The 21,260-nt window shown below is 47.7% G+C and carries 19 protein-coding genes and 2 pseudogenes; 14 read left to right on the forward strand and 7 right to left on the reverse strand.

Going from position 1 to position 21,260, the window contains the following annotated elements:
* Nucleotides 1-80 precede the first annotated feature (80 nt).
* Together MBEAL2_RS06430 and MBEAL2_RS30045 are read left to right on the forward strand one after the other, a co-directional pair.
* On the forward strand, nucleotides 81-374 hold the full coding sequence (locus MBEAL2_RS06430) for a DUF3055 domain-containing protein (RefSeq protein ID WP_047151512.1): 294 nt from the start codon (nucleotides 81-83) through the stop codon (nucleotides 372-374).
* A 229-nt stretch (nucleotides 375-603) separates the two neighbouring features.
* Nucleotides 604-720 (forward strand): GapA-binding peptide SR1P, encoded by a 117-nt coding sequence (locus tag MBEAL2_RS30045; protein WP_082129793.1) that lies wholly within the window; start codon nucleotides 604-606, stop codon nucleotides 718-720.
* Between the two features lie 67 nt (nucleotides 721-787).
* On the opposite strand, the gene MBEAL2_RS06435 is transcribed toward MBEAL2_RS30045, so the two are convergent.
* Entirely contained in the window at nucleotides 788-2,257 is a 1,470-nt protein-coding gene (locus MBEAL2_RS06435; protein ID WP_047151513.1) for an aminotransferase class I/II-fold pyridoxal phosphate-dependent enzyme, read from the reverse strand.
* A 241-nt stretch (nucleotides 2,258-2,498) separates the two neighbouring features.
* On the opposite strand from MBEAL2_RS06435, the pseudogene MBEAL2_RS06440 reads away from it, so the two are divergent.
* A pseudogene (locus tag MBEAL2_RS06440) lies at nucleotides 2,499-3,482 on the forward strand (NAD(P)H-dependent flavin oxidoreductase); the annotation flags it as partial.
* A gap of 49 nt (nucleotides 3,483-3,531) precedes the next feature.
* Here the strand turns inward: MBEAL2_RS06440 and MBEAL2_RS06445 are convergent.
* Nucleotides 3,532-4,164: a DUF1054 domain-containing protein gene (locus tag MBEAL2_RS06445; protein ID WP_047151515.1), complete on the reverse strand. Its 633-nt coding sequence runs from the start codon at nucleotides 4,162-4,164 to the stop codon at nucleotides 3,532-3,534.
* A gap of 153 nt (nucleotides 4,165-4,317) precedes the next feature.
* Between MBEAL2_RS06445 and MBEAL2_RS06450 the strand changes: the two genes are divergently transcribed.
* Together MBEAL2_RS06450 and MBEAL2_RS06455 are read left to right on the forward strand one after the other, a co-directional pair.
* Nucleotides 4,318-4,917 carry a YkzI domain-containing protein gene (locus tag MBEAL2_RS06450; protein WP_047151516.1) on the forward strand — a complete coding sequence of 200 codons (600 nt, stop codon included), beginning with the start codon at nucleotides 4,318-4,320 and terminating at the stop codon, nucleotides 4,915-4,917.
* 124 nt (nucleotides 4,918-5,041) lie between these two features.
* The gene (locus MBEAL2_RS06455) at nucleotides 5,042-6,550 is read left to right on the forward strand and encodes a leucyl aminopeptidase (RefSeq protein ID WP_052947527.1); all 1,509 of its coding nucleotides are present in this window, start codon (nucleotides 5,042-5,044) and stop codon (nucleotides 6,548-6,550) included.
* A gap of 121 nt (nucleotides 6,551-6,671) precedes the next feature.
* On the opposite strand, the gene MBEAL2_RS06460 is transcribed toward MBEAL2_RS06455, so the two are convergent.
* Together MBEAL2_RS06460 and MBEAL2_RS06465 are read right to left on the reverse strand one after the other, a co-directional pair.
* A complete protein-coding gene (locus MBEAL2_RS06460; RefSeq protein WP_047151517.1) occupies nucleotides 6,672-7,064 on the reverse strand; it encodes a hypothetical protein in 393 nt (130 codons plus the stop codon).
* The gene (locus MBEAL2_RS06465; protein ID WP_052947528.1) at nucleotides 7,057-7,575 is read right to left on the reverse strand and encodes a hypothetical protein; all 519 of its coding nucleotides are present in this window, start codon (nucleotides 7,573-7,575) and stop codon (nucleotides 7,057-7,059) included. Before MBEAL2_RS06465 ends, MBEAL2_RS06460 begins: the two co-directional genes overlap by 8 nt.
* 221 nt (nucleotides 7,576-7,796) lie before the next feature.
* Between MBEAL2_RS06465 and MBEAL2_RS06470 the strand changes: the two genes are divergently transcribed.
* The 5 genes from MBEAL2_RS06470 (at nucleotide 7,797) to MBEAL2_RS06490 (ending at nucleotide 13,601) form a co-directional block, all read left to right on the forward strand.
* Nucleotides 7,797-9,164 (forward strand): NAD(P)-dependent oxidoreductase, encoded by a 1,368-nt coding sequence (locus MBEAL2_RS06470; protein ID WP_082129794.1) that lies wholly within the window; start codon nucleotides 7,797-7,799, stop codon nucleotides 9,162-9,164.
* Nucleotides 9,165-9,183: 19 nt separating this feature from the next.
* Nucleotides 9,184-10,437, forward strand: coding sequence for an NAD-dependent dihydropyrimidine dehydrogenase subunit PreA (preA, locus tag MBEAL2_RS06475; protein ID WP_047151518.1), 1,254 nt, complete (start codon nucleotides 9,184-9,186; stop codon nucleotides 10,435-10,437).
* Between the two features lie 24 nt (nucleotides 10,438-10,461).
* On the forward strand, nucleotides 10,462-11,847 hold the full coding sequence (hydA, locus tag MBEAL2_RS06480) for a dihydropyrimidinase (RefSeq protein ID WP_047151519.1): 1,386 nt from the start codon (nucleotides 10,462-10,464) through the stop codon (nucleotides 11,845-11,847).
* Between the two features lie 14 nt (nucleotides 11,848-11,861).
* Nucleotides 11,862-12,749, forward strand: coding sequence for a nitrilase-related carbon-nitrogen hydrolase (locus MBEAL2_RS06485; RefSeq protein ID WP_047151520.1), 888 nt, complete (start codon nucleotides 11,862-11,864; stop codon nucleotides 12,747-12,749).
* A 261-nt stretch (nucleotides 12,750-13,010) separates the two neighbouring features.
* Nucleotides 13,011-13,601 carry a hypothetical protein gene (locus tag MBEAL2_RS06490; RefSeq protein WP_052947529.1) on the forward strand — a complete coding sequence of 197 codons (591 nt, stop codon included), beginning with the start codon at nucleotides 13,011-13,013 and terminating at the stop codon, nucleotides 13,599-13,601.
* A gap of 46 nt (nucleotides 13,602-13,647) precedes the next feature.
* Here MBEAL2_RS06490 and MBEAL2_RS06495 read toward each other — a convergent pair whose 3' ends face one another.
* The 3 genes from MBEAL2_RS06495 to MBEAL2_RS06505 form a co-directional block, all read right to left on the reverse strand.
* Complete coding sequence (locus MBEAL2_RS06495) at nucleotides 13,648-15,171, reverse strand: NCS1 family nucleobase:cation symporter-1 (protein ID WP_047151521.1); 1,524 nt, start codon at nucleotides 15,169-15,171, stop codon at nucleotides 13,648-13,650.
* 227 nt (nucleotides 15,172-15,398) lie between these two features.
* Nucleotides 15,399-15,962, reverse strand: a complete 564-nt coding sequence (locus MBEAL2_RS06500) for a PucR family transcriptional regulator (RefSeq protein ID WP_047151522.1) — start codon at nucleotides 15,960-15,962, stop codon at nucleotides 15,399-15,401.
* A 125-nt stretch (nucleotides 15,963-16,087) separates the two neighbouring features.
* Nucleotides 16,088-17,038: a PucR family transcriptional regulator ligand-binding domain-containing protein gene (locus MBEAL2_RS06505; protein ID WP_047151523.1), complete on the reverse strand. Its 951-nt coding sequence runs from the start codon at nucleotides 17,036-17,038 to the stop codon at nucleotides 16,088-16,090.
* Nucleotides 17,039-17,229: 191 nt separating this feature from the next.
* Here MBEAL2_RS06505 and MBEAL2_RS06510 point away from each other — a divergent pair, with 191 nt between their 5' ends.
* The 4 genes and pseudogenes from MBEAL2_RS06510 to speD all read left to right on the forward strand — a co-directional run bounded on the left by MBEAL2_RS06510 (nucleotide 17,230) and on the right by speD (nucleotide 21,153).
* On the forward strand, nucleotides 17,230-18,624 hold the full coding sequence (locus MBEAL2_RS06510; RefSeq protein ID WP_439644839.1) for an aspartate aminotransferase family protein: 1,395 nt from the start codon (nucleotides 17,230-17,232) through the stop codon (nucleotides 18,622-18,624).
* 61 nt (nucleotides 18,625-18,685) lie between these two features.
* A pseudogene (locus tag MBEAL2_RS06515) lies at nucleotides 18,686-19,926 on the forward strand (M20 family metallo-hydrolase).
* Between the two features lie 138 nt (nucleotides 19,927-20,064).
* Complete coding sequence (locus tag MBEAL2_RS06520) at nucleotides 20,065-20,571, forward strand: DUF4446 family protein (protein WP_152667723.1); 507 nt, start codon at nucleotides 20,065-20,067, stop codon at nucleotides 20,569-20,571.
* 177 nt (nucleotides 20,572-20,748) lie between these two features.
* On the forward strand, nucleotides 20,749-21,153 hold the full coding sequence (gene speD / locus MBEAL2_RS06525) for an adenosylmethionine decarboxylase (RefSeq protein ID WP_047151525.1): 405 nt from the start codon (nucleotides 20,749-20,751) through the stop codon (nucleotides 21,151-21,153).
* Nucleotides 21,154-21,260: the final 107 nt, after the last annotated feature.

Here is a 21,260-nt window from a genome sequence, read left to right on the forward strand (position 1 = left end):
TATATATTTCTGTTCCATAAACACTATAGGTATGGTAGAATGAATTAACAGTAAATTCAAAAAAAAAGGAGGATTTCTAAATGTTCGAGCGTCTTTATGACACGACAGAAACAACAAAAGTAAACTTCATAGGATTTGTTTCTGATAACGCCCGTTATGATTTCGGTCTTGTGTACACGAATCAATTTTTTGGAAAGCCTCTGGTGATTTGCATGCAAACCGGCCGATCCTCACTGTTATGCACGGAGGATGCACAAAACATCAGCGTATTGAAGGAGAAGTTCTCAATTGGAAATGATGAGGAAGCGCAAGAGTTATCTATCTTTTTGCAAAGCCAGCTCCCTCTCACGGACACAATAATCCCACAGTATTAATCGCATGCCACGCGCTGCGACTGTGAAAATGAATAGCAGCATACGAAGAGGGCCTTCAGTTTTTACGACTGAAGGCCCTTTTTTACGGTGTGGAAAAAAAATTAATGAAAACCCGTTGACGAAATTAGTATGTCATATTATAGTATCAATATAACACATTAAATCGGATTTACTTTCGATGTTGTATAACCTAATTCATTATTACGATATAAAATGGAGGTTGAATGCTATGGGAACGATTGTATGCCAACATTGTGACAAGATTATCGAACATTATGAAAATGACAAAGTACAAGTCCTTTACGCATCCGGCTCCGGATGCCCGACATGTGAAGAAGAAAAATAGTGGAACGAGAATAGATAAAGCCCCTCGCTTAAACAAACGAGGGGCCTTTTTTTGCGGATAGTTCCTGTTATTTAATGGCCTGAGTCCGCTTAATTACTTTAATCGTTTCAATCGATTCGTCCTCCGGCCCCTGGACGGGAAGGCCGGCTTCGAGATTTTCCATAATGTAGTCGATGTTATCCTGCGTAATAATTTCACCGGGCATTAATATTGAAATGCCTGGCGGGTAAACCATGATGAATTCTGCCATAATCTGGCCGGCAGTTTCCCTTAGAGGAACAATCTCCGTCTCGGAATAGAAAGCCTCTCTCGGTAACAGAGACAAATCAGGGATTTTCGGCAGGTGTACGGTAAAAGGCTTTACAGCGCTTTGTCCAAGCTGAATACGAGCAAGCTCGCGCAGCGCCTGTACGAGCGTTGTTACCGTAAGAATCGTATCTCCCGGTGTGATAAGGCAGAGGATGTTATACAAATCGCTCAGTTCAACTTCAATATTATATTTCTCACGCAGCCACACTTCCACCTGGTGCCCTGTGAGGCCGATTCCGCGAACCTGAATAATCAGCTTCGAAGGATCCATATCATAGGTGGCGACATCGCCGAGAATTTCTTTTCCTACACAGTATAGACCGGGGATACTGTTAATCTCCTCCCGCGTATATGCAGCCAGCTCGAGCACACGGTCCATCATCTCTTTTCCTTTCTCAACGAGATGTTTCCTTGCAACATCAAGCGATGCAAGAAGCAGGTACGAGGTGGATGTCGTTGTCAGCATACTAATAACAGATTTGACGCGATTGGCGGAAACCAATCCTTCCCGTACGTTAAGTACAGAGCTCTGGGTCATGGACCCCCCGAGCTTGTGGACGCTTGTTGCGGCCATATCGGCACCTGCCTGCATGGCAGACATCGGCATCCCTTCATGGAAGTGAATGTGTACCCCGTGGGCTTCGTCTACGAGGACAGGCACGTTGAATTCATGCGCAACATCCACAATTTCTTTTAAGTTTGCCGCAATCCCAAAGTAGGTTGGATTGATAACGACAACCCCTTTAGCAGTCGGGTTTTGTTCAAGCGCTTTTCGCACAGAATCTGTTGTAATGCCGTGTGCGATACCAAGGTTGGCGTCCATTACCGGGTGGATAAATACCGGAATGGCGCCCGCGAAAATAATCGCAGACAAAACAGATTTATGCACATTGCGCGGAACGATAATTTTCTCTCCCGGACCGACAACAGCCATTACCATTGTCATGATAGCTCCGCTTGTTCCCTGCACAGAAAAAAACGTATAGTCAGCGCCGAAGGCTTCGGCGGCAAGTTCCTGCGCTTCTTTAATCATGCCTCTTGGATGGTGCAAATCATCAAGAGGAGCAATGTTAATTAAATCGATTGAAAGTGCATTCTGGCCGATAAAATCGCGGAACTCCGGGTGCATACCGGCTCCTTTTTTGTGGCCAGGAATGTGAAACTGGATCGGATTGCGCCGAGCATGTTCCAGGAGCCCTGTAAACAGGGGAGTTTTAGATTGATCCATGCTTCATTCCCCATTTCCTTCATAGTACGTACCACTCGTTGTGATTGCAGCTAATTATAACAAACAAGCTTATGATAACAAACAAATTGAGTATATCAAAATGATGCCCGAATGCAAGCGATTCCTTGCAAATTTATTCATGTTCGGGCAGGGTTTATACGCATATTGTTTAAAAATTTAAAGGATTTGCTATTTATAAAGCGAATACCTAAAGAAGAGAAACCATAATAAAGAGAGGGAGAGCGACATGAACACACGTGTAACTGAAATTTTTGGGATTAAATATCCGATTGTCCAAGGCGGGCTTGCTTACCTTGCGTATGCAGAATTAGCGGCTGCCGTTTCAAACGCCGGCGGGCTTGGGCAGATTACGGCGATGACGCTCGGAACGCCGGAAAAGCTGCGGGCTGAAATTCAAAAAGTACGCACGCTGACGGATAAGCCTTTCGGGGTGAATTTTGCCATTGGCCAGCATGGCCGTCCGTATGAAGAAATGCTGGAGGTGGCGATTGAAGAGAAGGTTGCCGCGATTTCGGTAACAGGCGGAAATCCCAAGCCGATATTCGAGCGTCTTCAAGGAGAAAACATTCGCACGCTTGTCCTCGTTGCCGGGGTGCGCCAGGCGCAGAAGGCAGAAGAGCTCGGAGCGGACGCGGTCATGGCGGTAGGACAGGAAGGCGGCGGCCATTTGGGCCGTGACGATATCGGTACGATGGTGCTTATTCCGCGCGTTGTAGAGTCCGTTTCCATTCCCGTGCTGGCGAGCGGCGGCATCGGTGACGGCAGGGGGCTTCTTGCGGCGCTTGCGCTCGGCGCGGAAGGAATTGAAATGGGTACACGGTTTATTGCCACGCAGGAATGCGTGCACGCGAGCGAAGCGTACAAGCAGGCCATCCTTCAAGGAAAAGAAACAGATACTGTTATTATTAAGAAGACGCTGGGAGCTCCGGGCCGTGTGCTGAAGACAGAACACGCGCTTAGCATCATTTCACGTGAGCAGGAAGGTGTAACGTACGAGGATATTAAAGATATGGTTAGCGGCAGGGCGAACCGTGAATATATTTATGATGGCAATGAGGCGGCCGGGTACGGTTGGGCCGGGCAGGTTATCGGCTTGATCAACGATGTACCGACCGTACAGCAGCTCTTTGATGACATGTTTGCCCAGGCGGATGCGGCCAGACTGCGTATCAATGAGAGTTTCAAGGTAAGTAACCAGGTTTAAGGTGAAAAAGAAGGGGGCACGGAAAAATCGCACCCCCTTCTTTTTTTCGTCACACCGAAACACGGCATAGTTCATACAGCGGCTTTAATGTGAGGAACGTATGTTCTATTTTTTCCAGCAGTGCCTGTCCGTCGGAAACGATGGGGTCATGCCTGTCGATCGTAATTCCGCAAAGGATTTCGGACTTTTTCACATGCTTTAATTTATGTATAGCGTCCGTTATTTTGGCTTCATCCATTTCCGAGCTTGAAAACACCTGTGGCTTTGTGTGGTCAAGCGACCATACAAACTCTTCCGGAAGGTGAGGAAGGATGCTTGTACGGTGCTGCTCAAGCTGCCGGGCAAAGTCGGGCTTTAACGGAGATTCATAAATGATCGCAAACCAGACAAATAGGTGGGTTTCCCACAGGCCAACCTGAAAATGCGGCAGCATTTTATAGCCTCTTTTATTCGCAGCCCAGGCCACCCACGTATCAACCGGGGGATGGACGGTCCGCCTTGCATGCTTGGCTGTGTGGTAAAACATTTCATCTCCCATTTCGCTTGAAAGCAGCGGAGCAAAGTAGGCACCCAGCTCCTCCAGCTTTGGGCGAACGGATGCTTTTAAAGCTTCCATTCGGGCTTCCAGGCCCGGGATGGTAAATACAGCAAAATCTTCTTGTGAAAATCCCTTGAAGCTCATACGGTTTCTCCTCCTATTTCACATAACTGTCATGATCCTACCATATCGCTCATACAATGTTAAACAACAAATTCCCATTGCTTTTATAGTTTATCTATTATAAAATGAGATAAACAAAAATTTCAGAATATTTAGTAAAATGGAGGGATAATCATGCATGCATACGACCAGGTTGAATATAGCGATGTGGCACTGTGGTTTACGGAGAGTCAGATTCAAGAACTCGTAGCGCAACTGGCGGAGCAGGGCATAACGGTCGCATGGAAAGAAACGGGCAAATACTTTTTCCTCTCCGTTCAAACAGGATATGAAACACATCGGTTCACGTTTAAAAAGGTCGGTCGCCGTTATCGGTTGCGCAACCGGCATTACAATATTAAAGACCAGAGCTTTGAGAAAATTCTTCAGCATTTTATTGAGCAATCCAAAGGGCATGCCGTTGTAAAAATGTTTTTTGGCGGACAGCTTGTTGTGCAGAGAATTCGGTATGGGGAAGCCGATCGAATTATTAAAATATCGGGAGGACAGCGGGAGGTCATTTTTGAGAAAGAATGTACAGTAACGCTAGAGGACGTGATGGAAGCACTGAAGCGCTGTGATGCTGAAGAAAGGATCCCTGTATTGGAGCTTGAAATTGACTATGAATTAGCCATTCTTTATGAAGCTCTGCAAGTACAGAACAAAGGGCAGATTGAGGTATCAAAGAGCAAGCTTTGCCAGCTGCACCAGGAGCGAATCATGCTCGAAGTTTAGGAAGCCAGATGGGAAGGAAATTAAGGCCTTTTTGCAGAATTAGCATACTTAGGATAAGTATGCTTTTTTTGTGTGCATTATGCATACGAATGGCTGATTTATTACTAGATGGGGGTGCTGTACCGTGAAAATCAAAATTTCCACCGAAAGAATGTCATCGATTGCGACGGACTGTCTCATTGTCACGTACTGTGAAGACCAGGACAATGTGAAAGGATATACGAAAACGGTAGATGACGCATTGGGACACCGGATTTCCCAGCTCATTGCGGAGAAAGAGATTACGGGGAAATTCGGAGAAATTACGCTATTGCACAACTGGGGGAAAATCCCAGCGAAACGTACGATTGTGGTTGGCCTAGGAAAAGAAAACAAGCTGACTGTGGAAAAAGTGCGGGATGCCATCGGAATTGGTGCAAGACATGCACAGAAAAAGGGGATAAAAAATATCGCATTCGGCGTATCCAATTATTATGTGGAGAAGAAATTCTGGAACCCGGTTGATATTGTCCAGGGTGTTGTTGAAGGTGTCGAGTTAGGTACCTATACATTTACCGGTTATAAGAAGAAGGGAACGGAAGCGCCCGCGATCCAGGATTTTATTTTAGTTGTAAGCGAGGAGCTGGAGCGAGATGCGATTCAAGGCGGGCTTGATCGGGCGGATGCGGCCGCGCATGCAACCAATTTTACCCGGGATCTTGTAAATGAGCCGGGCAATAAAATGACGCCGGCAATTCTGGCAGAGAAAGCGAAAGAAGTTGCGCACAGGCGAAATCTTGAGGTTAAAGTGCTCCATAAGCAGGATCTTGAGGAACTCGGGATGGGAGCGCTTCTTGGTGTGGGACAGGCCAGCACAAATGAGCCGAAGATGATAGTGATGAAATATTATGGTGCAGCTGACAGTAGAGAAGTGCTCGGATACGTTGGAAAAGGAGTTACCTTCGATACGGGCGGCATTCAGGTAAAGCCGGACGAACACATGGGAGAAATGAAAACGGATATGGCCGGTGCGGCGGCGGTTATCGGTGCAATGGACGCCATTGGCGCGCTGCAGCCGCATGTCAATGTGATTGCAGTCATTCCAACATGTGAAAACATGATCGCCGGAAACAACCTGAAGCCGGCTGATGTGATTACTTCTTTTGCGGGAAAAACGATTGAAATTGTACATACGGATGCGGAAGGAAGGTTAATTCTTGCAGATGGGGTCGCTTATGCGAAGCACCTTGGGGCCACCAAACTTATCGATGTAGCTACATTGACCGGCTCCGTTATATCCGCACTTGGGCACGTTGCAACCGGGGTTATGACGAACAACGAAGAGTGGCTGGAAGAAGTAAAAGCAGCCGCACGCCTGGCGGGAGAAAAGGTATGGCAGCTGCCTTTGTATGAAGAGTATCAGGAATACATCGAAAGTGAGATTGCGGATATTAAGAATGATGCCGGTCGTCCTGCCGGGTCGATACAGGGTGCTCTTTTCATTGGGGAGTTTGCCGGGGACACGCCGTGGGCTCACCTTGATATTGCAGGGACAGCCACAACGGATAAGGATAAGGGGCACAACCCAACCGGGGCGACAGGGGTAGCCGTCCGGACGCTGCTCCAGCTGGCCCTGCGTTTTGGCGGAAAGTAAACAAGAAAAAAGGGAGTTCATTCCACTTGTCCTCCCTTTTTTAGGGTTTTAATGAAAATCTGCAAGAGTCAAGTTATTTTAAAACTATATGTCGATGTAAAGTATGGAAGAGAAATTACTCTTACTCTACCTCGTTTTCTCTTTTAAACTGTTCAAGTCCCTTTTTAAACAGCTCAAGCAGAACATCGTGCTGTGTTTTGCTTTTTACATAACTGCGAATCGTATTAATTTCTTTGACCAGTTCAGCATCTAAGTGAAGATTTACCGTCTTTCCTTTTTCCCCGTCTGTAATTTCAAAACCGTTTCCGTATGGCCGAAGGATACCGTGTATTTGCATTTCCTCAATCAGAAGTTTTTTTTCTGGAATAACAAGCTTCTCCCCTTCTATTATAATGCTGCTGTTATCCTCGCTGAAGCGCAAATTGAATGGATTCGCCGCGTGCTTATTTTCATCTCTTATTTTCCGCGCAATCAGAATATTTTCATTTGTGTTTTTGATTTCAATGCTAACCATCGCCCTCTACACCTTCCAATCGCATTTCGTCCACATCCTCCAGCACCGTATAATCCGGAAGCTGAAGTTTATATAAAAACCGCCCTTTTTCCAATCGAACACTGATTACAGTAGCCTGGAGCCGCCTGTTGTCTCCACAATATTGCACTTCATCCAATATATCGTGATACGGGGCGATGTATCCTTTCGTATAGAGAAAAGAAAACACGGTCGATTTATTATATAAGTTTCGTTTTTTTCCCTGTTTTGTTTTTAGGGCCCAAAACTGCGCGCGTTCGTCAATGACTTCGCCAAGGTATCCCTCGTCTGTCCAGCGCTTAATTGTGGACATGTTAATGAGCTTCCCGGATCGTTCCTGTACGTAGTCAATAATTTCTTTGGAAGCGATATATTGTTTCCGGAGTTCATTCTGTTCTTTGCAGCTTTTTAAATTTTCCTCAAGCTCGGCCAGCAATTTCTGTTTTTCCTGAATTTCCCGTTTGAGGTTCTCAATATGTATTTCTAAATCCATTCTCTTGTATCCTTTCAAAAGTACGAGCATTTTGGAAGATAAACTCGCTCTTATTTTATTTTATCAAAGATTGCCTAAGTCTCAATAAGCTCTTGATATTCATCATAAATATTTATATATGCAATTAAAAATGTTGATATTGCATTTTAAGTATTATAATATAAATATAAAGTTCTGAAAATTTAATAATTAATACAGCTTTATCAAAGGAGGAGAGTATTTTGAACCAGCCGGTCTTTATTCCAATTGAAAAGCTTGAACGAAACTTCCAGGAGTTTATTCCCGGCCTGCGGGAGAAAGATGCAATGGATGAATCGAATCGTTGTCTCTATTGCTACGATGCTCCCTGTATTAAAGCTTGTCCGACCGGCATTAATATCCCTTCTTTCATTAAAAAGATTGCTTCTGGAAATATGAAAGGTTCAGCGCGCGTTATTATGGAGTCCAACCCGGTAGGCGCAAGCTGTGCAAGGGTGTGCCCTACTTCTGAACTGTGTGAAGGGGCCTGTGTGCTCAACCATGCTTCCTCTCCCATTATGATCGGAAGGCTCCAGCGTTATGCTACCGACTGGGCGATGAAAAGGGATATAACCCTGTTTGAAAAAGGACAGAGCAATGGAAAAACCGCAGCGATCATAGGAGGCGGCCCGGCAGGATTATCGGCTGCAAGAGAATTAGCCAGGTTCGGCTACGATGTCACTGTTTATGAGGCAAAACCTCAAGCGGGTGGACTGAATACATACGGCATCGTGTCGTTCCGCTTGCCGCAAGAGGTTGCACTGTGGGAGGTAGAGCAGGTCGAAAAGCTTGGCGTCACGATCCTTACAAATATGACCATTGGAAAAGACATTCAGGTAGACGAAATTGTGGACGGATATGATTACGTCGTCCTCGCCGTCGGCCTTGGCAGGGTGCCTGATTTGGCGATTGAAGGAGAAGAGCTGGATGGCGTTTACGATGCGATTCAGCTTGTGGAAGATACAAAAACAAAGCAGCTTGCCTCGCTCTCAGTCGGGAAGCGTGTCGTTGTCATCGGCGCGGGCAATACCGCCATTGATGCTGCGACCTGTTCGCGGCGCCTCGGGGCGGACAGTGTGACGATGATGTACCGCCGTACGGAAAGCGAAATGACCGCATACGAATTCGAATATGAATTCGCCAAACAGGAAGGCGTAGAATTCAGGTGGCTTGCAGCGCCGAACCGGATTATCGGTGACGAGAACGGAAAAGTGAAGGCACTGGAGTGCGTGCGCATGGAACTTGGCGAACCGGATGCGTCAGGACGCCCGCGCCCGGTAAAAGTAGAAGGCTCCGAGTTTACGGTAGAAGTGGACAGTGTCATTAAAGCGATCGGACAGGATAAATTAATTCCGCTCATTGAAGCATTCGGCCTTGAGCATGTCCGGGGAATTGTCAAAGTGAACGAACAAAACCAGACGTCCCACCCGAAGATTTTTGCGGCCGGTGATTGTATTTTTGGTTTAGGGAATGCGGAGGCCATGGTGGTCGATGCGGCGCAGCAAGGCAAAAAAGCAGCGCATGGTATTCATAAGGCATATATGTCTGCCCAAAAAGAAGCGATGGCATAAAACCAAGGAGGGTTCTCTTATGGCTGATTTACGAATTACGCTCGGAGGCATTCAAGCACCCAATCCATTCTGGCTTGCTTCCGCACCGCCGACAAATACGGGCTACCAGGTAGAACGGGCATTTGAAGCGGGATGGGGCGGTGCAGTCTGGAAAACGCTTGGCGACCCGATTGTCAATGTAACCTCCCGTTTTGCCGGTCTGAAATACAACGGGCAAACGGTTGGGTTTAACAATATTGAATTGATTACGGACCGGCCGCTGGAAGATAATCTGAAAGAGATGAGAGAGGTAAAACGAAAATTCCCCAACCACGCTTTGATCGCCTCCTTAATGATGGAACCGAGCCGCGAAAGATGGCATGAACTGGTCAAAGCGGTCGAAGCTATCGGTGTGGATGGACTGGAGCTCAACTTCGGCTGCCCGCACGGAATGGCGGAGCGGGGAATGGGCGCTGCGGTCGGACAGCAGCCGGAGCTCGTGCAGCAGCAAACGGAATGGGTGAAGGAAGTAGCGCAGACGCCCGTTATCGTCAAGCTGACACCGAATATTACAGACATTCGCTACACGGCCCGGGCAGCCAGGCAGGGGGGCGCCGATGCCATCAGCATGATTAATACGATCAATAGCCTGATGGGTGTCGACATTGATACGTGGAACCCAATTCCGCATGTTGACGGGAAAGGCGCACATGGAGGCTACTGCGGCCCTGCAGTTAAGCCGATCGCGCTCAATATGGTGGCTGAATGCGCCCGCGACCCGCTCGTAGACCTTCCGATTTCCGGAATTGGCGGCATTTCCAATTGGCGGGATGTAGTGGAGTTTATGCTGATGGGCTCCAGCGGCATTCAAGTTTGTACGGCCGCCATGCTGTATGGATTCCGCATTGTGGAAGATATGACCGAAGGGCTGAACAACTATCTGGATGAACGGGGCATCGCTTCCGTTATGGACATTGTAGGAAAATCGGTGCCGCGTTATTCCGATTGGGGCAATCTTAACTTGAATTACAAGATTGTCGCTCAAATTGACGAGGATTCCTGTATAAACTGCAATCGCTGTCACATCGCCTGTGAGGATACATCCCACCAGTGCATCGAAATTGTGCAAACGGCAGAAGGAAACGAAAAACTGGTCGTACGGGAAGAAGATTGTGTTGGCTGTAACCTCTGTTCCATCGTCTGCCCAATTGAAGACTGCATCACGATGGTAGAGGTGCCGAGCGAACAGCCGCCGCTTACATGGAGAGAGCGGACGGCGATGATGAATTCATAATCAATAAAAAAGGAGGAACCGTAAATGGCCAAAGTAATCAAGGGAGGAACGGTCGTTACTGCTTCGGATATTTATGAAGCGGACATTCTCATTGAGGGAGAGAAGGTCGTATCGATCGCTGAAAATATCGATGTCCCGGATGCGGAAATCATCGATGCGAAGGGCTGCTATGTTTTCCCCGGCGGCGTCGATCCCCATACCCATCTTGATATGCCGTTCGGCGGCACGACGACCGCTGACGACTTTGAAACCGGGACGCGCGCGGCCGCTTTTGGCGGCACGACGACCATTGTTGATTTTTGCCTGACACAGAAAGGAAAACCGCTGAAAGAAGCGGTGAGTACGTGGCATAAAAAAGCGGCGGGAAATGCGATTATTGACTATAGCTTTCACCTTATGATTAGTGAAATGAATGACAATGTGCTGAACGAACTGCCGGCTGTTGTGCAGGAAGAAGGAATTACATCCCTTAAGCTGTTCATGGCTTACAAAAATGTGTTCCAGGTAGATGACGGAACGCTATTTCAAACGCTGACAAAGGCGAAAGAGCTAGGGGCGCTCGTACAGGTGCACGCAGAAAACGGAGATGTCATCGATTTTCTAACTAAAAAAGCGCTGCAGGAAGGAAACACATCCCCGTATTACCATGCAGTGACCCGTCCGCCGGAAGCGGAAGCAGAGGCGACAGGCCGGGCAATTGCAATGGCTGCGCTAGCAGACGCACCGATTTATGTCGTACATGTCTCCTGTGCGGCGGCGGCCAACAAAATAAAAGAGGCACGGGCACTAGGGTTTAAAGTGTGGGGGGAAACGTGCCCCCAGTATCTTGTACTCGACGTGACCGCTCTCGAAAAACCTGAATTTGAAGGTGCCAAATACGTCTGGTCCCCTCCGCTCCGGGAGAAATGTAATCAGGAAGAGCTGTGGGCAGCCCTGCGGAACGGAAGCCTCCAGACCGTCGGCTCAGATCAGTGTTCCTTCAACTTTGAAGGGCAGAAAGATTTGGGGAAAGATGATTTTACCAAAATTCCGAACGGCGGCCCGCTTATTGAAGACCGCTTCTCCATTCTGTATTCAGAAGGGGTTCATAAAGGGAAAATCGGGCTGAATACGTTTGTGAACGCGGTATCTACGAATGCCGCAAAACTGTTCGGCTTGTTCCCGAAAAAGGGGACGATTGCCGTAGGAAGCGATGCGGATATTGTTGTATTTGACCCGAAGGCCGAACGCACGCTCTCTGCAGCAACCCATCACATGAATGTGGACTACAATCCGTTTGAAGGGATGAAGGTTACCGGGGAGCCTGTCACTGTTCTATCGCGTGGAGAAGTGATTGTACAAGACAAGCAGTTCCGCGGCCAAAAGGGAAGAGGGCACTATTTAAAAAGACAGCTGTTCCAGCAGTATTAATGGGAGGGGTTATTATGTCGAAAGAAGTTGTAATCGGCCTCATTCAGGCAAGCCACGATGTGCACGGTGATGAGCCCGTTGAAGTGCATAAACAAAAAGCGATTGAAAAGCATTTGGCGCTTGTGGACGAGGCGGTAGCCAAGGGAGCCAAAATCATCTGTCTGCAGGAAATTTTCTACGGGCCATACTTTTGCGCGGAGCAGACGACAAAGTGGTATGAGGCAGCAGAACCGATTCCTGAAGGGCCGACAACCAAGCTGTTTCAGGAAGTCGCGAAGAAAAACGACGTGGTCATCGTGCTGCCTATTTATGAAAAAGCGGCGGAGGGTGTCTACTATAATACGGCAGCGGTCATTGACGCGGACGGTACGTACCTCGGCAAATACCGCAAAAAGCACATTCCGCACGTAGCGGCCGGAGAAGGTGGCACAGGTTTCTGGGAGAAGTACTATTTCAAGCCCGGGAATGAGGATTATCCGGTGTTTAATACGAAATACGCCAGGGTAGGCGTCTACATTTGCTATGACAGGCATTTCCCGGAAGGAGCGCGCCTGCTCGGATTAAATGGAGCCGAGATCGTCTTTAACCCTTCCGCAACCGTAGCAGGGACATCAGAATATTTATGGAAGCTTGAACAGCCGGCACACGCCGTTGCTAATGGCTTCTACGTAGCGGCGATCAACCGCGTAGGTTTTGAAGCACCCTGGAACATGGGCGAGTTTTACGGGCAGAGCTACCTGGTCAACCCGCGCGGCGAATTCGTAGCAACGGGCAGCCGGGATAAAGATGAAGTTATTATCGGTATTATGGATCGGAATGTCATCCACGAAGTGCGCGATCAATGGCAGTTTTACCGTGACCGGCGCCCTGAAACGTACGCGAACCTTGCATCCCAGCTATAGAAGAGAGCAAGGAAAGAAGGAAGCATTCTCCGCTTCCTTCTTTCTTTTTTGTGAAAAATACGTGACTGCTTTATCGTACATAATTGAGATTGAGAAAGATATATGGTATATTTTTTTAAAAATTTCTAAAATAATAATATAGGGATTTATTTTTGAGAGATTGCACCGCCTTCCAAATGATAGCTTATAGAGAAAAACACAGATAGGTAGGATAATTGTGAGGTGTTCTTATTCTGATAGGAAGAAGGAAGGGGACAAAGAATGGAAGAGCACGTAGTAGCTTACAGGGGAATCTGTCTGTCAGAGGCGATGGAAGCAGTAGGCAAGCAGCACTACGCCGGTGCTGAAGAAAGAAAGTTTTTGAACAAGATTGAAATTAAAGCGGTATTTGGGTGTGGTGTTTATCTTGTAAGCAATTACACCATAGCTGCGGAATACGCATACTGTCACGCTGAAGTAAACAGTGACAAAGGAAGCGTCATACGGCAGACCGTTCATTTTCGAAACCCGATGCGGCTCGATGGCTGTTTCGGGGAGAAAGAGTTGCGAAGCCTGGCCCTTGCATGGAAGTATCCGAATGGAACCATTGAGAAAGAGGTTTTGGAGCAGGAAGGAATGGAATTAAGCCGCTGGGCCGGGAATATCATCCGGGAATATCTGATAACGCTTGGCTACGATGGTGTGGTATATCACATTAGCGATGAGTTGACCTATTATATTGCTTACAATCCTGGCGAACAGATTAGCCAGGTGGAGCTGGATTTTGTTTATAATCTAGAGGATTTGCAGAACTATACGTTCTCCGATTTAAGGCACCAATACCGTACGGGTGGCAGACACACAGCTATCTAGATAATAAGAGACTCCCTGGCACAATAGCGAACCAGGGAGTCTTTTATTATTGGGCAACTTCAGTGTCAACGATCGCACCGGAAGTGCCTGTATCTGTTCTCGTTTCGGTAATCGTTTCGTATTCTTCTTTGCTTAAAATGCTTTTATCCCCACGCATTAAATAAACGTACGCGATGATGGAAATAAACAGGCCGAACGTCCAGGCATTGTCCCACATAAAGCGGAGCGGCGGAATAAATAGACCCAGCATAGGGATGGCCACTCCGATGATGAGGGCGTATACACCGTTCATGTTGAAGCCTGATGTATAGCTGTAGCGCCCGTCCGGCATGTACAATTCTTTCAACGCCATCCGCCTGCGCCGTACGATCCAATAGTCGGCGATCGCGATTCCGTCAATCGGCCCCAGAAGTGCCCCGTACGTACCCAGCCAGCCGAAAATATAGTTGCCAAAGTTAGACATAATATACCAGGGCTGCATTAAAATCGCAAACAGTCCGGTAATGATGGCGCCCATGGCAAATGTGATGCGCTGCGGGTACAGGTTTTCGATGGCACGTGCAGGCGCAACCACATTGGCTCCGACGTTAATCGTAATGGAAGAGATAACGATGACCAGCGTGCCTAAAAAGATAACAAAGGGCGGGAATTTTGCGAGCAGGAGAACGGGATCCCAGAGTGCCTCGCCAAAAATTACGAGAGTGGCAGACGTAACAGCGATGCCGATAAAAGAAAATACTCCCATGGTGAGCGGAAGCGAAAAACTCTGCGCAACCACCTGCGCTTTTTGGTTTTTTGCATAGCGGCAGAAATCCGGAATATTCAGCGCCATGGTCGCCCAGAAGGCGATGACGCCGGTCAAGGCAGGGAAGAAGTACTTTAAAAATTCGCCTGTGGAAGTAAACTTTGAAGGAGCGGACAGCATCGGCCCTAAGCCGCCGGCGGTAGTAAACGCCCAGATAAGCAGAATAATCGCTGAAATGGCAAGAACCGGAGCGGCGATGGCGCTAAGGACCTTGATGGCTTCAGGACCTCTGTATGCAATGCCGACATTCAACAGCCAAAACAGAGCGAACACGATGGCTGTATGACCGGGCAGCGCCTGCCAGAAGGAAAAAGAAGCGGATAAAAGCGTATCGATCGCACCGGCTCCAATCCACGCATTGATCCCAAACCATCCTGCGGCGACAATCGCCCTGGCCATGGCGGGAATATGGGCCCCCTTGGATCCGAACCAGAGGCGGGCAAAAACAGGATAAGGAATGCCGAATTTAGTTCCAGCGTGCGAGTTGAGGAGAATGGGAATTAACACGATAATGTTACCAAGGAAAATGGTAAAGATGGCTTGATACCAGTTCATTCCCAGACTAATCATACCGCTCGCCATCGTGTAAGTAGGAATACAAAGACACATTCCGATCCACAGCGCGGCAAAGTTAAATCCTTTCCATGAGTGTTCTTCTGTTGTTGTAGGGCGTAAATCCTCATTCCAGAGCGGACTGCCTTCCATCTCCGCTGATACTTCAGGAACCAGGGTAACAATTCCGTTCGTTTCGATCTGCGTTTTCATATCTCTCCTCCTTCGAAGTAATACAAATAACAGCACAGTGAACGAAAATGAGGGAGAACACCGTTGATTTTTTTAAACACCCCCTGTTATATTTTTTAAAGTTATCAAAATGAAACCTTGATAGTTTTTATTGCCTAGAAAATATAGCAAGGTTTCAGGTTTGATTATAATTAGTTGTGAATAAGTAGTCAACAAAATATTTAGAAAATTCGGAGAAGAAGGAAATGCTATCCCGGTTCTCTTCCGGAAAACGTATAAAAGGTGATAGCGGCTTCAATGCAGAGGCGTTTTTCCGGTTCTACATAGTTATCCCCCAGCAATTCTTTGCATTTCTCCAGGCGGTGATATAGTGTTTGCCGGTGAATGAAAAGCTCCTGTGCCGCCAATTGTTTAGAACCCATATGCTTCAAGTAGATGCGAAGCGTTTCGACGAGCTGGGAATTGTTTTGTTCGTCATAGTCGAGCAGAGGCCCGATATGGGCTGTAATAAAAGAGGGGATAAACGCCGTGTTTTTGATTTTTAATGGGAGCTGGTAAAGTCCTAAATCTTCATAAAAAAAGCGGGAAGAATGAGGAAGGCTTTGGTTCACCTTCACTGTTTCTTCGGCTTCTTCAAAACTTTCTTTGGCAAGGATAAGCATTTCCTTAGCCTGGCCGAAGCCGATAACGGTTTTTACCTGTTCTTCAAACATATGCACCAAGGCTTGCTGGAATTGAATAATAAAAGCTTCCAGCTGGTTCTTTATTGTCTTAAGCGAGCCCTTTTTTTTCGTAATACAAAGCACATACACCTTTTTCCCTCTCAGCATAAGCAGGGCATGAAGCCTCTGTTTTCCAAGCAGGGAGCGAGAGAGCAGTACAATATCCTGATAAATCGATTCAATGCTTTCTCCTTCATAGCGGAGGAAGGATTGCTCTATGTATACGATTCCGGCAATAAAAAGATGAGGAGAAGAGGGGGGAAGCCGAGCTGCTCAAGAGCCTGTTCTTCATCCGTCACCGTGCCGTTTATAATTTCCTGGATAAATAGATTCTGGCTTTCCATCTTTTTTTCTTCCAGGAATAGGCGGCGCAATAAAAAACTCGTAATCGATTTTACTGCGTAATCAAGAGCCATTAACAATGATTCGGATACCTTTTCCCCGTTCATTAAGAGACCGAGATAGGCAGCGGTTTGCCCCATTGAAGTAACGGGCTGTGAAAGAAGAAAACGCTGGGCATCCAATTGCAGGACAGCACCGAGCGGTGAAGCATGGTGCTGTCCTGCCAGAGCATCCTGGTACAGTCCCGTTACGTGCTTTCCCGCGGATGGCTCGACAGCCGGTGCGAATAAACTTACCCCGGAAGGATAGTAGAAGATGACCTGATGCGAGGTGTAGCGGTGCAGGGCAGCAAGGATGGGGGAAATTCCTGTTGATTGGACAGTGAGACGCTGAAGCTCTTGCGAGAAGGCAGTCAGGTTTCTGAGTACTTCCAGCTGGTTGTTTACGAGAAGCGAATGAATATCCTGGGTAATCTCTACAAACCGCACACGCTTCGTAAAAACAATGAGCGGGAAATCATGTTCGTCTGCCATGGTGACCATGTCTGCTGGAAGCTGCTCAAAATAATCGCCAAGCTCTATGCACAGGCCGGCAACTCCGTTCTGGACGAGCTCCTTTAAGTATTCTTTCCGTTCTGCTTCACTCGTACCGATAAGGCCGAGCCCGGTCGATAAAATCAAATCATCCCGGTTAATATAAAGGCCGGCGTTTTTAATATCAACAATATGAACCCACCCGACGGTGCGGCCGATTCCATTTTTGCCTGCCAGAAGCTCTGCGCAGCGGAACAGCGGCCGGTTCAATATTTCCTTTATGCTAATCATACGCTTCGCCCCTTATACATAATGTATAGTTACCATTCATATTATCAGACAAAATGCATAATGAAAATGTTCTGAATTTTGTTTAATATTGGTGTATAGCAATGAAATAAGGAGGTGCAGTGAATATGAGTGCACCGCAAATAGAAACGGCCTTACTTAAGAATTTCATAATGGAGAAGGGAAGAAGCGGCATGACAAAAGAAATAAATTCCGCGCCCCGGGGCGAACAGTGGAACAAAGAAGAACTATTGAAAAAAGATCAGGAGAAACTGTGGCACCATATTTCTCCTCATAACCCGAATCCGGTGATTGCTGTATCAGGAGAAGGAAGCTGGGTTACCGACATTGACGGCAACCGTTTCCTGGATGGTATGTCGGGCCTATGGTGTGTGAACGTCGGGCACGGAAGGGAAGAAATCGCGGAGGCGGCCGCCGAACAAATGAAAACACTCGCATACTTCCCGCTCAACCAGAGCCACGTGCCGGCGATTCGGCTGGCAGACAAAGTGAGTGAATGGCTGCAGGGTGACTACCGGATTTTCTTCTCCAACTCCGGTTCGGATGCGAACGAAGTAGCCTTCAAAATCGCCCGGCAGTACCACAACCAGAATGGAGAGCCGACGCGGCATAAATTCATCTCACGCCATCGGGCGTACCACGGCAATTCGATGGGAGCCCTGGCAGCAACGGGCCAGGCAAACAGAAAAATTAAGTATGAGCCGCTGGGGACCGGGTTCCAGCATGTGCCTCCCCCGTACTGCTACCGCTGTCCGTTCGGAAAAACATACGGGGAGTGCAATATTGACTGCGCACAAATTTATGAGGATGTGATTAACTGGGAAGGCGCGGAGACGGTAGCCGGGGTTATCCTTGAGCCTGTCATCACCGGAGGCGGCGTCATTGTGCCGCCTCCAGAGTATTTAAGCAAAGTACGGGAAATTTGCAACAAGTACGGCGTGTTGCTTATCGTTGACGAAGTCATCTGCGGATTCGGCCGTTCCGGAAAAAATTTCGGCCACCAAAACTATGGCGTAAAGCCGGATATCGTTGCGATGGCGAAAGGAATTACGAGTGCGTATTCCCCGCTGTCCGCTACAGCCGTCCGGGCCGAGCTCTATGAGAGCTTCAAAGAACCGGGCAAAGACAACCATTTCCGGCATGTTAACACATTTGGCGGAAATCCGGTATCCTGTGCGGTGGCATTGAAAAACCTTGAGATTATCGAAGAGGAAAAACTGGTGGAGCGGGCTGAATATTTAGGGATACAGCTGCGAAATAAGCTGGATGCCCTGCTTGATCACCCAAATGTGGGCGATATTCGCACATTCGGTTTTATGGCGGGCATTGAAATGGTGGAGGATAAAATTACGAAACAGCCGGCTGCTCCGCAAAAAGTAGCCCAGGTGCTTACAGAATGCAAAAAGCGCGGACTCATGATGGGCAAAAACAGCGAAACAGTGCCGCAGTATGAAAATGTGCTCACGCTTTCTCCACCGTTCGTTACAACGGATAAAGAACTGGACTTCATTGTCAATGCGTTAAAAGAGGCGCTCTCTACACTGCTCGTCCAAAGCAGCACCCTGTAATGCTGCTGTTCTTGGGCTAAATAAAACAGGAAACGGGGGAAGGAATTTGACCATTCTTCATCTGAACGTAAGCAGCGAACGGTTGGAAAAGCGCATTAATGAACTGTCCAAAATCGGAAAAATCGAAGAAACCGGCGTATGCCGCTTAGCGTTATCGAAAGAAGACAAAATAGCCGTAGAAACCGTGAAACTGTGGATGGAAGAAGCAGGAATGACAGCGCGCATCGATGACTTCGGCAACCTCATCGGCCGTCTGGAAGGGAAAAACCCGGGTGCGCCTGTGCTTATGATTGGTTCGCACATTGATTCCCAGCCGTATGGGGGACGATTTGATGGCGTCATTGGGGTGTTAGGGGCATTGAAGCCGTGCAAACGATGGCGGAGAACGGAATCGTCCCCGATGTCCCTATCGAAGTCGCCGCGTTTTGTGATGAAGAAGGCTGCCGCTTTAATAAAGGGCTGTTCGGTGTCCGGGGCATTCTCGGTAAACTGGAACCGGGCGAGCTGGAGCGGACAGACAAAGACGGGGTAACACGAAGGCAGGCCCTTCTTGATTTTGGCTGTGATCCTTCCAAATTCGATGAATCTGAATATCCGGAAGGGAAGGTCGGTTCGTATCTGGAACTGCACATCGAGCAGGGCCCGGTGCTGGAATCGCTGGATCGCCCGATCGGTATTGTGACCGGAATTTCCGGTCCTCTCTGGCTCACCGTTGAAATGGTTGGATTTGCCGGGCATGCAGGATCGGTTCCGATGCCGATGCGCCGGGATGCGCTCGTAGGTGCAGCCAAAGCCATTACGAAACTCCACGAAATGGCTTCAAGAGACCCGGAAGCACCGACGGTCGGAACCGTAGGGAATCTCCAGGTGTTCCCCGATTCGCGCAACATTATCCCTGAGCGGGTACTGTTTACCGTTGATTTGCGGGACATCGATATTGAGCGGCGTGACCGCTACGAGAAGGAGCTTCGCCGGGCCATTGACGACATTGCAAGGGAGCATACGCTGGCGTACACGATTCGGGAGGATACGAATAGCGAGCCCAGGTACTGTGCGGAGCCAATTAAAGAAATGATGCGCCAGGCATGCGGGGAGATGAGCATCGACGCACCAGAATTGATGAGCGGTCCGTTTCACGACGCGCTTGCCATGTCATACGCATGCGACTATGGTATGATTTTTGTGCGGTGCAAGGATGGCATTAGCCATAATCCGAAAGAGTTTTCCACATATGAGGATATTTCGCTTGGCACAGAACTGCTCTATCGAACCGCTTTAAAGCTAATCGGCTCTATGGAATAGCATTTCTTTGAAACAAAGAACGGGACTTCTTCCATGTCCCGTTCTTTTTGTTTCTTTTATTTGTTATGGTCATAAGAAGGCAATCTGATATAAAATATACGTGTTGTGGATTTTTTGCGGTGAAAGGATGGAACAGTAGTGGATGGATGGTTCACAAAGGAGATCGTAGCGGGGATGGCGGGCGTTTTACTGCTTTTATTTTTGGTTCTATTCATATGGAACATTGTACTTTCAGTAAAGTTCGGCCGATTGAAGAAGCAGTTTCGAAGGCTTACCCAGGGAACGTCGAGAGAAAATCTTGAACAAATTCTGGAAAAGCTGTTTGACAGAATGGATGAGGTCAGCCATTCACAGCAGGAAAGCAATGATCTGGTTGAACAAATGCAGGCAGCGCTCCGGCACCATAAGGGCCGCATGGGTTTCGTCAGATATGCGGCTTTTCAAAACGAAGGCAGCGATCTCAGCTTCTCGCTGGCGCTTGTTGATGACAGCAACAGCGGCGTTGTGTTAACAAGCATTTATGGAAGAGATGAATCAAGAGTATACGCCAAGCCGATCGATAAAGGCGTGTCCGTATATCAAATGTCAGAAGAAGAAAAACAGGCACTCGTTCTTGCAGCAAAAAATGGGCGGAGCGATTCGTAAAAAACTATTGCAACTTTCCTGAATACATGTTATTTTATTTTTCGTTAGGGAAAATAACATTAGGAACCAGGATTCACTTAAAGGGTGGGATTATACAATAACTCACTTGCCCCCGTGGTGAATGACGTAGGTCCTAGCGATGTTTACAATACTCATCCTAGGAAGGGGGACCGGAAGATGGAATATTCAACTTTCGGCAGACATGTAGCGATTGACGTATGGGGAGTGGAGTTCGAGCGTTTAAACAACGCGGAGTTTTTAAAACAGCATATGGTGGAAGCTGCGGAAGCATGCGGTGCGACTGTTCTTTCTGTTCAGGCACAGCAATTCGACCCGCAGGGAGCAACCGTGCTTGTTATGCTGTCGGAGAGCCATATCTCGATCCATACCTATCCTGAGAAAGGTTTTGCCGCACTCGATTGTTACACCTGCGGTGAAACAGTGGATCCGCAAATTGCCATTGACTACATGGTTTCTATTTTACAACCGAAATCATACTACGCGAAGAAATTAATCCGCGGCGTAGGCGAAATAGAGATTGTTACTCCAGAAATAAAACGTGAATACATTGAACAGCCGTAAAGAGAGAGGGTTTATCTCTCTTTTTTTATTTTGGCGGGATAAATAAAATAAGCCGCATCAAGCTGTGTACTCATTCGTAAAAGTAGTTTAATATGAAAAAGAGGAAA

This window comes from Aneurinibacillus tyrosinisolvens (assembly GCF_001015055.1).
Classification (GTDB): Bacteria; Bacillota; Bacilli; order Aneurinibacillales; family Aneurinibacillaceae; genus Aneurinibacillus_A; species Aneurinibacillus_A tyrosinisolvens.